18 protein-coding genes are annotated in these 13346 nt (G+C 65.0%); 5 read left to right on the top strand and 13 right to left on the bottom strand.

The genetic code is table 11. The features are described 5' to 3' along the window. Nucleotides 1-30: 30 nt before the first annotated feature. Nucleotides 31-321, bottom strand: coding sequence for a cupredoxin domain-containing protein (locus tag DC347_RS21890; protein WP_109044176.1), 291 nt, complete (start codon nucleotides 319-321; stop codon nucleotides 31-33). On the opposite strand from DC347_RS21890, the gene DC347_RS21885 reads away from it, so the two are divergent. Next, nucleotides 257-577, top strand: a complete 321-nt coding sequence (locus tag DC347_RS21885) for a hypothetical protein (RefSeq protein WP_165837963.1) — start codon at nucleotides 257-259, stop codon at nucleotides 575-577. The two genes, DC347_RS21890 and DC347_RS21885, sit on opposite strands and share 65 nt — an antisense overlap. Before the next feature lie 20 nt (nucleotides 578-597). On the opposite strand, the gene DC347_RS01315 is transcribed toward DC347_RS21885, so the two are convergent. The 3 genes from DC347_RS01315 to DC347_RS01305 form a co-directional block, all read right to left on the bottom strand. After that, nucleotides 598-1320 carry a class F sortase gene (locus DC347_RS01315; protein WP_109044174.1) on the bottom strand — a complete coding sequence of 241 codons (723 nt, stop codon included), beginning with the start codon at nucleotides 1318-1320 and terminating at the stop codon, nucleotides 598-600. A 33-nt stretch (nucleotides 1321-1353) separates the two neighbouring features. Next, nucleotides 1354-2103: a hypothetical protein gene (locus DC347_RS01310; RefSeq protein WP_109044173.1), complete on the bottom strand. Its 750-nt coding sequence runs from the start codon at nucleotides 2101-2103 to the stop codon at nucleotides 1354-1356. A 159-nt stretch (nucleotides 2104-2262) separates the two neighbouring features. Continuing rightward, on the bottom strand, nucleotides 2263-2667 hold the full coding sequence (locus tag DC347_RS01305; protein WP_109044172.1) for a hypothetical protein: 405 nt from the start codon (nucleotides 2665-2667) through the stop codon (nucleotides 2263-2265). Nucleotides 2668-3039: 372 nt separating this feature from the next. Here DC347_RS01305 and DC347_RS01300 point away from each other — a divergent pair, with 372 nt between their 5' ends. Next, on the top strand, nucleotides 3040-3219 hold the full coding sequence (locus DC347_RS01300; RefSeq protein WP_109044171.1) for a hypothetical protein: 180 nt from the start codon (nucleotides 3040-3042) through the stop codon (nucleotides 3217-3219). A 69-nt stretch (nucleotides 3220-3288) separates the two neighbouring features. On the opposite strand, the gene DC347_RS01295 is transcribed toward DC347_RS01300, so the two are convergent. The 4 genes from DC347_RS01295 to DC347_RS01285 form a co-directional block, all read right to left on the bottom strand. Next, nucleotides 3289-3678, bottom strand: coding sequence for a hypothetical protein (locus DC347_RS01295; protein WP_109044170.1), 390 nt, complete (start codon nucleotides 3676-3678; stop codon nucleotides 3289-3291). A gap of 283 nt (nucleotides 3679-3961) precedes the next feature. Further along, nucleotides 3962-4189: a low affinity iron permease family protein gene (locus tag DC347_RS22085; protein WP_206073862.1), complete on the bottom strand. Its 228-nt coding sequence runs from the start codon at nucleotides 4187-4189 to the stop codon at nucleotides 3962-3964. Beyond that, nucleotides 4152-4397, bottom strand: a complete 246-nt coding sequence (locus DC347_RS22080; protein ID WP_206073861.1) for a low affinity iron permease family protein — start codon at nucleotides 4395-4397, stop codon at nucleotides 4152-4154. The genes DC347_RS22085 and DC347_RS22080 overlap by 38 nt, the downstream gene beginning before the upstream one ends. A 147-nt stretch (nucleotides 4398-4544) precedes the next feature. Further along, entirely contained in the window at nucleotides 4545-5912 is a 1368-nt protein-coding gene (locus tag DC347_RS01285) for an ABC transporter substrate-binding protein (RefSeq protein WP_240617660.1), read from the bottom strand. Between the two features lie 268 nt (nucleotides 5913-6180). Between DC347_RS01285 and DC347_RS01280 the strand changes: the two genes are divergently transcribed. Both DC347_RS01280 and DC347_RS01275 read left to right on the top strand, forming a co-directional pair. Then, the gene (locus DC347_RS01280; RefSeq protein WP_240617659.1) at nucleotides 6181-7080 is read left to right on the top strand and encodes a carbohydrate ABC transporter permease; all 900 of its coding nucleotides are present in this window, start codon (nucleotides 6181-6183) and stop codon (nucleotides 7078-7080) included. Then, nucleotides 7080-8033 carry a carbohydrate ABC transporter permease gene (locus DC347_RS01275; protein WP_109044168.1) on the top strand — a complete coding sequence of 318 codons (954 nt, stop codon included), beginning with the start codon at nucleotides 7080-7082 and terminating at the stop codon, nucleotides 8031-8033. The genes DC347_RS01280 and DC347_RS01275 overlap by 1 nt, the downstream gene beginning before the upstream one ends. 260 nt (nucleotides 8034-8293) lie before the next feature. On the opposite strand, the gene DC347_RS01270 is transcribed toward DC347_RS01275, so the two are convergent. After that, a complete protein-coding gene (locus tag DC347_RS01270; RefSeq protein ID WP_109044167.1) occupies nucleotides 8294-8509 on the bottom strand; it encodes a transcriptional regulator in 216 nt (71 codons plus the stop codon). Nucleotides 8510-8801: 292 nt separating this feature from the next. Between DC347_RS01270 and DC347_RS01265 the strand changes: the two genes are divergently transcribed. Beyond that, a complete protein-coding gene (locus DC347_RS01265) occupies nucleotides 8802-9143 on the top strand; it encodes a DUF1508 domain-containing protein (RefSeq protein WP_109044166.1) in 342 nt (113 codons plus the stop codon). Between the two features lie 58 nt (nucleotides 9144-9201). On the opposite strand, the gene DC347_RS01260 is transcribed toward DC347_RS01265, so the two are convergent. From DC347_RS01260 to DC347_RS01245, 4 genes are all read right to left on the bottom strand, one after another. Continuing rightward, nucleotides 9202-10308: a GTP pyrophosphokinase family protein gene (locus tag DC347_RS01260; protein ID WP_109044165.1), complete on the bottom strand. Its 1107-nt coding sequence runs from the start codon at nucleotides 10306-10308 to the stop codon at nucleotides 9202-9204. A gap of 45 nt (nucleotides 10309-10353) precedes the next feature. Then, nucleotides 10354-11400 (bottom strand): LacI family DNA-binding transcriptional regulator, encoded by a 1047-nt coding sequence (locus DC347_RS01255; protein ID WP_109044164.1) that lies wholly within the window; start codon nucleotides 11398-11400, stop codon nucleotides 10354-10356. 84 nt (nucleotides 11401-11484) lie between these two features. Then, nucleotides 11485-12126 (bottom strand): response regulator transcription factor, encoded by a 642-nt coding sequence (locus tag DC347_RS01250; RefSeq protein ID WP_109044163.1) that lies wholly within the window; start codon nucleotides 12124-12126, stop codon nucleotides 11485-11487. Beyond that, nucleotides 12123-13328 (bottom strand): sensor histidine kinase, encoded by a 1206-nt coding sequence (locus tag DC347_RS01245; RefSeq protein ID WP_109044162.1) that lies wholly within the window; start codon nucleotides 13326-13328, stop codon nucleotides 12123-12125. The genes DC347_RS01250 and DC347_RS01245 overlap by 4 nt, the downstream gene beginning before the upstream one ends. Nucleotides 13329-13346: the final 18 nt, after the last annotated feature.

The following is a 13346-nucleotide window of genomic DNA, read 5'->3' as shown; positions in this document are numbered from 1 at the left end:
TTAGGGCCCTGCGATAGGGCAAGCTGTGGCTCATTTGATGTTCAGTGTTCCCTGCATGTTGGAGTGGTAGGTGCAGTGGTAGGTGTAGGTGCCCGGCTTTGCCGGGGCGGTGAAGGTAGTGCTGGTCCCGGCTTTGACGACTGCGTCGAAGGATCCGTCGTCTGCGGTTACGGTGTGGGCCACGTTGTCCATGTTCATCACTGTCACCGTCGATCCTGCCGGGACACTGTCCGCGCCGGTGTATGCGAATGATTTGATGTGGATCGTCCTCTCGGCCGCCGTCCCGGCGGAGCCGCTTGAGGTGCCAGTGGCCTCTCCCATTGACGACGGTGTTGCCGAAGCCACTGGGGAGGAGCCCATGTTCATGCCTGGATCCATGGAGGCGCTGGCGGATCCGGCCGCTGTTGACGACGCCGGCGATGAACTTGTGCCGCTGGCGGTTCCGCACGCGCTGGCCCCAATGATCGTCGCTGCGCCTATCAGGGTCAGGGTGAGGCGTTGGCTGGTCTTGATGGTCTTCATGGAGTTGGCCTTCGGGATCGGCATCGGAAAGCCCTGGGACCGAGGCCGACCGTGAACGGGCGGGCGGTGCAGGCATCAGGATGCGGGGTGGCTGGAGGTGAGGTGTGCGTATACGACGGTGTTGTCCAGGTATTCCCTCGTAGCGGGGTTGTAGCCGCCGCATGTGATGAGCCGGACTTCGGGGCGGTCCGCGTTTTGGTAGACCTCGATCGTGGGGAACGTGGCTTTGCGGTAGACATCGACCTTGTCCACGGTGAACACGGCAGCTGTGTGGTCTGCGCGGGTGATGGTGATGTCCTGGCCTGGGGTGACTTCGTGAAGCCGGTAGAACAGCCCGACATCGCTGTTGGTGGCGTTCACGTGGCCAAGGATTATCGCGGACCCCGTTTGGCCGGGGGTGGGTGAGTCCTGGTACCAGCCCCCGGGAGAACCCGGTTCACCGGACGGGGTCTGGATTTCGCCGTTCGCTTGCTTGCCCAGTGGAATCAGGCCTGCATCGACCCCGATGGAGGGGACTTGGACCCGGACCGGGACGGAGGCCGGCAGGGCGGCGTCCGGCGGCGCGGGAAGCATGGTCGGGTCGGTCGCTGCCGGATCCACAGCCGCCTGCGACGCAGGGGGCGCCTGAATCGTTGGGTCGGGAGATGGTGCTGCAGCCGTCACCCTGCTGGTTGGAGAAGGGTTGGGTGGTTCGGCGTGCAGGCCCAGGCCGATGGCGGTGATGCCGCCGGCCAGGAGCATGGCGGCCGCCGCAGACGCGACAAGGCGTCCGCGGCGGCTGCTCGTTTCAGATCCCATCAGAGCCCTGAAATTCCCTTTGCTTCTCGGCCCTTAGGCTGCCATCTTGCGGCGCAGCGCGTAGGCTCCGCCGGCTGCCAGGACGAGGCCGCCACCGGCGGCGAGGAGTCCCAGATCCGGGCCGGCCGGGGCCGGGGTGGTGATGCCAGTGCCGGGGGCTCCGGCGGGCATTGCCTTCAGCGTCCCGCAAAGGGCCGGCGAGGTAGCGGCCAGCGGCAGGGACGGGACCAGATCGCTGGGTTCTTTTTGCGCGGCGGCGGGCAGGGTTGCCGGATCCAAGCCATGGACGACGACGACGGCGGTCCCGGCCTTGAGCGAATCAGCCGTCTTTGCGTCCAGAGTGAAGGTTCGGTTATAGGTGTAGGAGGCACCCATCCCGGCGACCTTCAGGTCGGTTCCGGCAGCAGGGCTGGTGTCACCGCTGGTAGACAGGGTCGTGCCGATCCCGCCGTAGAAGGGGGCGCCCTCGGTGGTACTGATGACGCCGTCCTTGCTGGTATCAGCTGACATGTCCGGGCAGGTTCCCTTGGCACCGATATGGATGTGCTGGACGTGCGGGTAGGGGCTGCCGTTGAACATCGCAGCGAGGCCGGAAACCTTCTCGGTCACGGTGGCCTGGTCGCCGTTGACGGTGATCATGACGGTTCCAGAGGCATTGCTGCCGTTGATAGCTGCGAGGTTTGCCTGGTACATCGTGTTGTCTGCGGCGAGGGCCGGGCTGGTGGAGAGCGCGAGGGCGCCCAGGGCCAGGACCGGGGCAATCAGGAAAGCGGATTTCTTCATGACGAGTTTCCTCCGTTGACAGTGAACGCTCCCCTGATGGGCACGCCCATGACTGTGACTTCAGCAATTCGTTGTGGCCTGGATCACGGATTGGTCACTGCCGGGAAACGCCTCGTCCCAACCAGGCGGGCTTGGAGTTCCTGCCGGGGGAATCTGGTGCTATTCGGACCAGCAGGCAAGGACTGTAGTCGCCACCTGGTAGGCGAACGCGTCGCGCGTGACTTGGTTTGGTCCAACTGTTTCCGGGAGGGCTGCCGCGTCCACGGTTAACACGAAGTTGTCCTTCGCGAAGACGGCGGAGGCGGGCGTTTGGAATGCCGGGAATCCGAGGTTGGCCAATCCTTCGATCGGTGCGGACGCCGGTGTGGTCTGCTGCAGGTCCTGAAAGTCGGCTCGGGCGGTATCCGGGTCCGCGGCTTCTTTGACCGAGAGGACGAGGGGCCCGGCGGGAAGCGCGTAGGTGCAGGTGTAGAGCTTGTCCGCCCAGGAGGCTGTGGTAGCAGGAGCAGCGGGGAGAGCCAGGATCCGGCTGATGCTGCCCCGCGTCTCGTCGCCGCAGACCATCAATGCAGCCCCCGACGGCCCACCAGCGTCCGTAGCGGGAATATCGGACGGCGCTGCTGCTGGTGGGGAGCTTGCAACAGCTGGGGCCGCTGCCGACGTGCCTGGAACATACGCGGGGTTACCAGGACCCGCGCCGCATCCTGCCAAAGCGAACATCGATACGGCCGCTACTACCGTCATCACAAGACGGCGTGAGGGCGATGCTGGCGCTTGGGTTAATCGTTGCGGCACGAGTACACCCCTCCAAAAGGTCTTGGCCGATATGGTATCGCCCTCTCTACTAATGATTCGTGCCCGCTGCCCCCGCGGACGGGTCCAGGGCCGATGGCTGCAAGCGGCCATCCTTCGCGGGGGGAGTCTCGAATCATTGGTATGAACTATTACAGCCCGGCGGCTCAGGAACGCGTCAAAGACGCCGCTTATGATGCGCTGGAGAAAGTCCTGACCGGCATGTTCGAACCACTGAGCAAGCAAGCTCTTACCCAACGGTGGAACCAGGCAGTTGAAGCCATGGCCAAGCACCTTGAAGCAGCGGACGACGGGTCCGAATAGTTGCACGAGTTGGGCATCCCGCATTCCCGGGGCAACCACTGAGCCCGGCTTGTGACGCCATGGGCAGTCCTAGATGTCGGCGATGGCCGGAGCGTTGCGAAAGTGGCCTACGGCGATCAGGACCGCCCCGGCAGTGGCCCAGCCGGCCAGTACGAGCCATGGGAACGCGGTGGCAGCGTCGGGGAAGTAGGAGAGGTCGCGCAGGAGCGTCCCGGAGGCGCCGGGGACCAGCCATTGGCCGACATCACCCCACGGTGCGGGGAGGAACTCCTTGGGTTGGGTCAGTGAGGAAAGCGGGTTGCCGATGAAGAGGGTGATGATCGCGCCAACCGCGATGCCCGGCTGCCCGATGAGTGCATTGAGGCCCACGATGATGGCGGCCGTTGCAACGATTCCCAGTCCGATCGCGCCCGCATTCGTCCAGTAGCTGCCTTGGAGGGTGTGGAACCACGCCTGCAACGGCGAGTCCGGTGCCGCGCGCGTCGTCAGGTGAGAGTGGTACGACGTCGGTCACAGTTACCTGAGGGACCGTGACCGGTGTGCCTTGCTGGGCCTGCCCCGTTTGGCCGCCCTGAGCTTTCGTTGCCGTCTGGGTGAGGGCCTCCTGAAGCTTGGCGATGGCCTGGCTAGCCGACCGCGACGGGGACAGGATGCCCTTCGAGTGCTTTCTGAACGCGCTTCTCCGCGGCTCTCCAGACCCCGCATTACGGTCCCTCCAGCAATAAGGGCGCCCGGAATGACCCTAGGCCAGACCCGCGGCCGCAGGGGGATCCGCCCGGCGGTCCCGGCCACCTTGTCCGGCGGCGCCAGCAATCCGCATCCGCTGGGCCTCGATCTCCTTCTCGCCCTCATGCTCGGCGTCGTAGAGCTTGGCATTCCCGACCTGGAGCTCGAGCATTAGGGCATCCAACTTTACGTGGAGGGCCGCCGTGTCACGGTTCTGGGTGTTCAGAATGATGATGAAGACCACACGGAAGGTGACAATCGTCGCTGCCGGTATTGATCGCCAGCTGCCAGGTGTCGGAGAAGCCAAGGAGAGGGCCGGTGAAGGGCCAGATGATCAGGACGACTACCGCACCGACGAACACCCACGCGTGGCCGAGGACCGCCGCCGTCGGGTTGTGGACCGGATAAGATATCCGGGCGTTCCCGCCCCGCATGCTGAACCATTCCGTCACGCTTTCCCTTGCGGAGTGCCGGCCCGGCAGGAGTGGGAAGGCCGGTCTTCCGGTTACCTTCAGTGTGGCACCAACGCCGGCGGATAGACGCCTACAGTCGTTCCGCGCAACAGCCCGGACCTGACCGCGGCGCGGAACGACAACAGCTTAGGAACCCGACTGGTCGTAGGCGCGCTTGGCAGCGGCCTGGGCGTCAGCAAGCGCCATGCCCGGATCCTTGGTCCCCAGCAGGGCCGAGGCGATGGCGTTGTTCAGTTCCGTTTTGATGGTCTGACCCGCAGGGGAGGCACCCAGGGTCTTGCCGGCAGGGAGGACGTCGTAGTACGTCTTGATTGTTTCGTCGAAGCCGGGATTGCCGCTCGGCTTGACGAAGGCGTCCCTGATCAGCTTGTCGGCCGACGGGGAACCGGTGAACAGCCCGGTGTTAATGCCGCCCTGCGTCGAGGCGATTTTCTGTGCACGAGCCTCCCCGGCGGCCTTCCATGCGTCGTCGGTGACCAGGGATGTCATCCACGCGCAGGCGGCGTTGGGATTCTTGGCGTTCGCAGGAATGACGAAGGACGTTCCTCCTGCCACGGTGAACGGTTTGCCGTCCTTGTCCTTAAAAGGAACGGCGGACAAGTCCAGGGACTGCGAATAGGGGGCCAGAACGTTGACGTACCACTGGGCGTCAACCTGGGCGCCCACCTGGTTCTTGACGAACTGGTTCTGCTTACCGAACGTGTCGAAGGAATCGGAGAAGCTCTTGGCCTTGGCATAGCCGCCCTGTGCGTCGTAGATCTGCTTCAGGAAACTGAGCGCCGCTGCGTTCGCCGGGTCGTCCAGGACGGGGGCTCCCTTGTCGTCCACCAGCCGTCCGCCCTGGCCGAGGATCCACAGTTCGGCCTGCCCGGCGGCCACCGGGTCGAAGCCGAGCGTTGAGGGGTTACCGCCGTCGGCCTTCGACGCTTTTCCGACGGCGTCCAGCAGCCTCGTCTTGTTTGAGGTGTCGATGTCCGCAGCCGTTACGCCGGCGCCCTGGAGAACCTTCTGGTTCAGAATGATGGCTGCCGGCTGATAGAACTGCGGCACTGCCCAGACCTTGTCCTGATAGGTCACCTGCTGGGTGACGGCCGGGTAGAACTGCTTTGCCGGGTCCATGCCTTGGGCCTTGAAGCAGCCGTCCAGCGGCTTGATCAGCCCCTCGGCAGCGTACGTCGCGACGAAGGCGCGGTCCATCTGGACGACGTCGGGTACCTCGCCGCTGGCCGCGCGGGTAGTGAATTTCTGCGCATCGAAGGGCGTCTGATCCATCGTGATCTTCACGTTCGAGAGCTGGGACGATGCGTATCCCATGCGTGCCTTGCCGACGTCGTCGGCGTTATCGAAGGCCCATGCCGTCATCGTCCCCGAGGCGTCCTTGGAAAAGTCTGCGCTTGCGGCGGGGGCACTGCTGCCACCGCCGCCACAGGCCGTCATGCCTGTAACCGCCAGAGCCAGAACCGCGGTGTATGCCGTCTTCCGGAAATGCATCATTGCATCCTCCTAATCGTCAGTGGTGGTGGTCGCTGCCGCGAGACCCTCGGCTAAAAGCGATTCGAGTGCAACACTGTAAGCAAGCTTCCTATTTCGAAAGCTAGCCCACGCCGCGGTGTGACGCAAGGGACCGGCCCCGATGCCGGCGCGCCGCGGGGCAGAGACCGCCGTGGAGCCACGGGAGAAAGGGTGTTGCCACATGACAGCCAAATCAGCCGCGCAAATCCGGCGCCCCGGGGGCGAACCCCGGAGGGCCCGGGCGCCCCGGGTGAAATACAACCGCAGGGAGGCCTTGGCGGGCTATCTGTTCATCTCGCCGTGGATCGTGGGCTTCCTGGTCTTCATGCTCGGTGCGATGGCTTACAGCCTGGTTATCTCTTTCAGCCGCTACAACCTGGCGACGAACGTGGCCAAGCCCGCCGGTGTGACCAACTACCAGCTCCTGTTTCAGGATCCGAAAGTCGCCTCCTCGCTGGCCAACACGCTCTTCTACGCGGTTATGGCCGTTCCCCTGGAGATCTGTGTCGCGCTGGGGCTTGCCCTGCTCCTAAACCGCGTGGGCCGGGGGGCCGGGATCTTTCGGACCATCTACTACCTGCCGAAGATGACACCATCGGTGGCGACCGCGGCGGTTTTCCTGCTGCTGCTCAACGGCAACACGGGGGCCATTAACCAGGCGTTGGCGTTCTTCGGCATCTCCGGTCCGCAGTGGTTGATCGACCCGGCGTGGGTAAAGCCGTCGATCGTGCTGATGACGCTGTGGGGGGTCAGCGGCACCATGGTCATCTTTCTGGCCGCACTCAAAAATGTGCCGCGGGAACTCTATGAGGTCGCGGCCCTGGATGGCGCCGGCCCGGTGCGGAAATTTTTCTCCATCACCGTCCCGATGATTTCGGGGGCCATCTTCTTCAACGTGATCGTCCTGACAATTGCGGCGCTCCAGGTCTTCGACCAGGCGTATCTGCTCTTCTGGCGTGACCAGACCAGCGCCTCGCCGGAGGCCTCGCTGTTCTACGGCATTTACCTGTTCCAGCAGGCCTTCCGGGAATTCAATTTCGGGTTCGCCTCTGCCATGGCCTGGGTGCTGTTCGTGCTGATCCTGCTGATCAGCCTGGTGCAGGTCCGGGTGGGAAACCGGTTCGTCTACTACGACGGGGAGAAGCGCTGATGGCCACCACCAATACCGACACCGGCGCGACACCGGCGTCCAGCACGCTGCTGGCGGAAGCTGACCGTTCCGCCACTGCCACGTCTGCCCCGCGCCGTCGTGTCCGGCGTCCCCGCACCACGGCGGGCAAGGTGGTGCTCGGCGTCGTCCTGACGGTGATCAGTGCCGTGTTCCTATATCCCCTCGTGTGGCTCATTGCCGCCAGCCTCAAGCCCCGTGGGGAGGTTTTCGACAACGCCCTGATCCCCGCGACGTTTTCCCCGCAGAACTACGTCGAAGTCTGGGATCAGCTCCCGCTGGTGAACTGGGTGACCAACAGCTTCCTGATCGCGGTGCTGGCCGCCACGCTGGTGACGCTCTCCAGTTCCCTGGTCGCGTTCGGGTTCGCTTATTTCCGTTTCCCGGGCCGGAACATCCTTTTCGGGCTTGTGCTGGCGACGATGATGTTGCCGGGCGCCGTCACCATGGTGCCGCAGTACCTCATCTGGAAAAACCTGGGCGTCCTGGGAACCTGGATACCGCTCTTCGGGATGAACCTGTTTGGCTCGGCGTTCTACATCTTCCTGCAACGGCAGTTCTTCCTGGGACTGCCACGGGAGCTCTTCGAGGCCGCGCGAATCGACGGAGCCAGCTACTTCGGGTTGTTCCGCAGGATCGCCCTGCCGCTGTCTGTGCCTTCGCTTGTAGTGATCTTCATCTTCGAATTCCAGGCAAGCTGGAACAACCTGCAGTCCGCGCTCATTTACCTCAACGCCGGGTCCGTTGAGGGATTCACGGCACCGCTGGGCATCGCCTACGCCATGACTAAGTACAGCCCCACCAACGGCGGCCAAGGGGACTACCAATACGTCATGGTCGCGACGCTCCTGATCACGCTCCCCATGCTCATCCTTTTTGCCTTCGGACAGCGCCACTTTATCGAAGGGGTCGCCACCGAAGGCAGGAAGGGGTAACCGGAGCGCTCTTGAGGGTCCTAGGGGAGCGGATGCCTGCATATTGACCTTCACAGAACGGGGGAACACGATGGATGGATCGGGCCGGCGCCCAGGTACCCATCGTTTCGCGCCGTCCCAGCAACCACGTTTGGAAACAGCTGATACCCGCATCCGGTGAACGCCTTTGGCTTCTACTCGTCCCTCTAAAGCGCCGGTAACGGACGCTACGTAAAGCTGAAGCTACCTCGCCGCCAGCAGCCAAGAGCGGGAAACAGCATCTACCGCTTCCCATATTTGCGGTGGACGGCCTGCTTGCTCACGCCCAGGCACAGGGCGATGGCTTCCCAGGAGAGGCCGGCCTGCCGGGCTTTCCGGACCAAGGACGCTTCCGCGCGCCCGACTTCCTTTTGCAGCTGGGCGACTGCCTGCAGTGCTTCAGCCGGTCCTTTCCCGTCCATGGATGCAACCAAAGTTTTCATCTGCTCCACCTCCATGCGTCAACATTAGTTGACGCATGGAGGTTGGGTCAACATGTGTTGACGACATGCGGCGAGCCGACGTCGGCTCGTGAAAGCTGCCCGCACCCGAGAGCGGATGATCACTTCTACCGGATGCCAGGGAACATCTTGCGCCGGCAAGGTGTCCCACGAGAAACTCGAGGAACGCATGCTGAATTGATGAAAATTTGGACGGCGGGATCTACCAGGGAAAGCGAAGGCAACGATGCCTCGTGCCCCTCTGGCGGCAACGGTGCCGCCTCAAGATCCCGCAGACGAAAGGATCGCAATGGCAGGAATGTTCGAACTATTTATCGACGCAGAATCAGCGTTCAGGTTCCGGCTGACAGCACCCGACGGAACCGTTATGGCAGTGTCCAAGCCCTTCGCTACCAAGACCGACGCCGTTGCCGGCATCGCCGCTGTACGCGAATACGCCGGCATGGGACTGATCGCCGACCACGCCACAACAGCCGCCAATGCGGCACCGCCCGCCACCTTGAATGATCCCGGCAGTCGCGCTGACCCTTCTCCGCGAATGCCAAAGATCGACTTCCACGCCCGTGCCCGGGCTGTCCGCCGGGCCGTCTCCGGCCCCCGCTGGGCCGGGGCAGTCCACAACCTTTCCTGAACGGCCTGGGAAGAGGGTTTCGCCCCATGGAGCAGCCAAATGCTCCTAACACGAACCCTTACGTCTTCGTCATCCTGTACCGCTCGATCTGCCGCAGCCGCCGCAGGAGGCTGTCGCGCCGGGGGTGCGGGACGGCGTCGGCCGGTTCTGCGGTGAGGTCGATGTGCTTGGTGCCGTACTGCCACAGCAGGAGGTCATCCATCAGCCGGTCGGGGCCGGGGGAGTAGCGGTGGTCCAGGGCCTTGCGGACCTCGGTGATGCGGTTGGCGCTGAGCAGGCCCGCCAGTTGCACGGTCTGGTTGAGGCCGTGGGCGGCCAGGAGTTCCGCGGCCCAGCCCCAGTCGTCGTCCACTTTCCGGTCAACGTGCGGGAGCAGGGTCCGCCAGACGTCGCGGATCCGGTTCGGGGTGAGGGCTGCCGCGCCTTCCCCGTCCATGTCCCAGAAGCTGCGGACTTCCTCGTACCGTTCATGCAGGTCCGCGAAAGCCGTCTCCACGGTCTCCAGCATGGCGGCGGTGGCCGTGAATTGCCGGTCGAAGTGCGGTGTCCACGCGCGCGGATCCTCGGCCTTGAATCTGATGTCATGCTCAATCTCGCTCCACGCATGGGCGAAGATGGTACGGATCTGGCACTCGAAGAAGTAGCTGCCGTTGGGCACGGCGTCCGGATTGAAGACCTGCTGGTACTCCTTGACGGCCTCGTTCTGGATGGTCCGCAGGATCAGGTGCCGGCTGGAGTATCCATAGGTGCCGGATTCGATGGAGCCGATGTCCTTCTCCCGGTCGCCACGGCAGTCGAAGAGTTGCCGCTGGCGCTTGATGATGTTGGCCACCACGGCGTTCTCCGCCGGGAGCTTGGTGATCACCCGGATGCCCACCATGTCATTGAGCGTCCGGAACGGGTCCGGGAACTTGAGCAGCCGCGGGCCGCCGTGCTCCAGCGGCTCTTCGGTCCGCGAGATCTTTTCCTTGAAAGACTCCACCGTCTTGGTGCGGCCGCTGACGAACAGCGGAGTCACCTCGGTACCCTTGAGCATGTCACGAAGGGTGAGGAGGACGTCCCGGGTGATGAGCTTCAGGGCAGGGCGGACGCGCTCATAGATCTCCACATTGTGCTGTACCGACTCACGCTGCGACGCGTCCAGACTCTCCCAGTTACTCGGCATAATCCCAGCTTACGGCCGGGGTCCGACAGGAACCCGCCGGCGCCGCTACGTTTCGCCTGCCGACGTGGAGCCGCGCACCACCAGGGAACTTTCCAGGACGAGTTCCTCCTGCTCCAACGCCCGCCCTTCCATCAGCCGGCGCAGCTGTTCACCAGCCTTCAGCCCCAGGCTTGCCGCCGGCAGGTGCACGCTGGTCAGGCCCGGGCTGCTGGTCGCCGAATACGGCAGGTCATCGAACCCCGCCACGGCCAGCTCCGCGGGAATGCGCACCCCGGCCACGCGGGCTTCCTGCAGCACCCCGTACGCATGGGTGTCCGTGGCGCAGACGACGGCGGTCACCCCCGCGCGCTGCCAGTCCGGCCACGCGTCGGCGAAGACAGCCGCCGCGGCACCCACATCGATGGTGGTGGCGGGCATTTGGTCCGGATCCACGGTCATGCCCAGTGAGGCGGCTTCGGCCAGGAAGGCCTCCCGGCGGATGGAGAACGTGGCGGTTCCGGTAACGCTGTCCAGGTAGGCCACGCGTCGGTGGCCCGCCCCGGCAAGGTGCGCGGCCAGCTCCCGCGCACCTTGGGCGACGTCAAGGTTCACGGCCGGCGCAAACGACTCCAGGCCGGGAGCGTCCAGCAGGACCAGGGGGCCGGCCACGGAAAGGTCCGCCAGGAACCCGGCATTCGGGGCATCAACCAAAAGGCCTGCCGGCCGCAGCGACATCAGCTTCCGGACGTCCGCAGCCTTGGGAAATTCACCTGAGTCCGTGACCGAGAGGAGCAGCTGGTAATTGGGCCCCAGCGATTCCCGGACCCCGCTGATCACCTTGGCGAAGAATGGGTTGGAGATATCCGGTGCCACCAGGATCACGATCGAACTGACGCCCTTGGCCAGCGAACTGCCGATGCCATCCACCACGTAGCCAAGCTCGGCAATGGCTTCCTGCACCCGGGAAATGTTGTCCTCGGAGACCCGGCCGGCCGTCTTGCCGTTGGCCACCAGCGACACCGTGGCAACCGAAACACCGGCCCGCGCGGCCACCATGGCCGCCGTTACCCTCCGGGGCCGCGCCCGCTGCTGCACTCGTTCCCCGGAATCCATACCTCGATCGTAGTGCGACCCGGTGCCGGCAGCTGATCGGGCCGCCCACCACGGACGCGCCGCCGCGGTACGGCGGCATTCCCGCTACAGAGTCCTTGCCACCAACGCAGCCTGCAGGCGGGATTCCACCTGCAGCTTTGCCAATACGTTTGAAACGTGGGTCTTGACCGTTGCTTCCGAGATGGACAGGTGGCGTGCGATGCGGGCATTGCTGAGGCCATCGCCCAGGCAGTCCAGCACCTCCCGTTCCCGGGCGGTCAGCTCACCGGCCGGCGCTGCCGGGGTGGGTGCCGCCGCTGCTCCATTGATGGCCGCAGACACCAACCGGCCGGCCACTTCGGGCGCGATCACAGTCCCGCCGTCGTGGACGCGGCCCAGCGCATGGAGTATTTCTGCGGGTTCAGCGGTCTTCAACAGGAAGCCGGCGGCGCCGGCGGACAGCATGCCAAAAAGATAGGAATCGTGGTCAAAAGTGGTCAAAGCCAAGACTTTCGACAACCCGGCAGAGACTATTTCGGCAGTAGCCGACACTCCATCCCTCACCGGCATCCGCACGTCCATCAGGACGATGTCCGGCCGCAGGGTCCGGGCCATGGCGACGGCGGTGGCACCGTCACCTGCCTCGCCGACCACATCGAACCCGGGTGCCCCGTGGAGCACCATCCTGATCCCCACACGGATGGCGGCATGGTCGTCCGCGAGCAATACCGAGATTCGTCCGCTCATGGTGCCTCGTTCTCCACCGTGCCCGTGCCGTTTGTCGGAAGGAACGCCTCTACTCTCCAGCCGTGGCCTTCAGGGCCGGCGATCGCATACCCGCCCAGCTGCTCAGCCCGGGCCCTCATGCTGGGCAGTCCCGTCCCTGTTCCGGCCGTGTTTCCCTGCGGTTCCTCGGTGCCGCCATCGTCAGCAACCCTCAGCCGGATGCCGGAAGGAACTTCCTCAAGGCTGGCCCGGACGCTGGCTCCCGCGGCATGCCGCCCGGCGTTGACCAGTGATTCGGCAATCAACCGGTGGATGGCAGCCTGCGTGCCGCCGGGAAGGTCCTCGCCTCCGCCGGGGAGGGCGTTGTTCCATTCGAGGTCCATCCCGGCAGCGCGATGGCCGGCAATGACGGCGTCCAAATCCCCGACATCGCCGGCCAGGGCCCGCGGCTCCCCGGCGTTCAACATCCGGATCATGGCGTTCAGGTCGCGCAGCCCTGCTACGCTTTCGCGGCGCACATGGGCCAGGACCTCCCGGTCCAAGGCCGGGTCCGCGGTGTTCAGCGCAGCAGCCGACTGCAACGCGATCGCGGACAGCCTGGACGAAAGGACGTCGTGAAGCTCACGCGCCATCTCCTGCCGCGCGCCGGCGAGCTCAAGTTCGTGCTCACGGGCAGCCAGCCGTGCCTGGTCGCGTGCCGCGCCTCGGATTGCAGCGGCACGCGCCCCCTCGCTGACGGCCAGTTCCCTGGCCTTGCGGACATTCCCTGCCCATTCGGCCGGCAGCAGCAGCACCATGGCACCGGCGAGCAGCGCTACAACGCCATCGGCGAAGGACCCACCTGCCAGCCATGCCGCCGCCCCTCCGGCCGCGCACAGGACAAGGACCGCCACCTCCGCCGTCTTGGCCGCTTTCGCGGTGCCGAACAACACCAGTGAGAAGACGGCTTCGAACAGCAGGAAGAACCCGCCGGCCGCCCCCGCCAGCAGGAGCGCCACCGCTGCGAGGAGGGAAACCGGAACCATCACCCGGGTGGTGCTCCGGCGCAGCACCACGACGGCGGATCCGGCCAGCGCCAGCGCGGGCCACCATGGCTCCAGCGAAGGGACTGCCGGGGCGCCGGTAGCGGTAATGCCCAGTGAGTGCAGCAGCCAGGTGAGCCCCGCGTAAGCCAGGGCCAGGACCACGTCCTCACGGCGGATGGTGCCCGGTGTTGAATGCATGGTCCCATCCTGCCGCAG

This window comes from Pseudarthrobacter sp. AG30, assembly GCF_003116525.1.
Lineage (GTDB): Bacteria > Actinomycetota > Actinomycetes > Actinomycetales > Micrococcaceae > Arthrobacter.
This window is presented reverse-complemented; position numbering and strand designations above follow the sequence as displayed.

Coding starts and splice junctions, on each gene's coding strand:
- DC347_RS01245 (WP_109044162.1), bottom strand. CDS start 13,328: ATGCATTCAACACCGGGCACCATCCGCCGTGAGGACGTGGTCCTGGCC.
- DC347_RS01275 (WP_109044168.1), top strand. CDS start 7,080: ATGGCCACCACCAATACCGACACCGGCGCGACACCGGCGTCCAGCACG.
- DC347_RS01255 (WP_109044164.1), bottom strand. CDS start 11,400: ATGGATTCCGGGGAACGAGTGCAGCAGCGGGCGCGGCCCCGGAGGGTA.
- DC347_RS21890 (WP_109044176.1), bottom strand. CDS start 321: ATGGGAGAGGCCACTGGCACCTCAAGCGGCTCCGCCGGGACGGCGGCC.
- DC347_RS01250 (WP_109044163.1), bottom strand. CDS start 12,126: ATGAGCGGACGAATCTCGGTATTGCTCGCGGACGACCATGCCGCCATC.
- DC347_RS01315 (WP_109044174.1), bottom strand. CDS start 1,320: ATGGGATCTGAAACGAGCAGCCGCCGCGGACGCCTTGTCGCGTCTGCG.
- DC347_RS01305 (WP_109044172.1), bottom strand. CDS start 2,667: ATGGTCTGCGGCGACGAGACGCGGGGCAGCATCAGCCGGATCCTGGCT.
- DC347_RS01285 (WP_240617660.1), bottom strand. CDS start 5,912: ATGATGCATTTCCGGAAGACGGCATACACCGCGGTTCTGGCTCTGGCG.
- DC347_RS01300 (WP_109044171.1), top strand. CDS start 3,040: ATGAACTATTACAGCCCGGCGGCTCAGGAACGCGTCAAAGACGCCGCT.
- DC347_RS01270 (WP_109044167.1), bottom strand. CDS start 8,509: ATGGAGGTGGAGCAGATGAAAACTTTGGTTGCATCCATGGACGGGAAA.
- DC347_RS01310 (WP_109044173.1), bottom strand. CDS start 2,103: ATGAAGAAATCCGCTTTCCTGATTGCCCCGGTCCTGGCCCTGGGCGCC.
- DC347_RS01265 (WP_109044166.1), top strand. CDS start 8,802: ATGGCAGGAATGTTCGAACTATTTATCGACGCAGAATCAGCGTTCAGG.
- DC347_RS01260 (WP_109044165.1), bottom strand. CDS start 10,308: ATGCCGAGTAACTGGGAGAGTCTGGACGCGTCGCAGCGTGAGTCGGTA.
- DC347_RS21885 (WP_165837963.1), top strand. CDS start 257: ATGTGGATCGTCCTCTCGGCCGCCGTCCCGGCGGAGCCGCTTGAGGTG.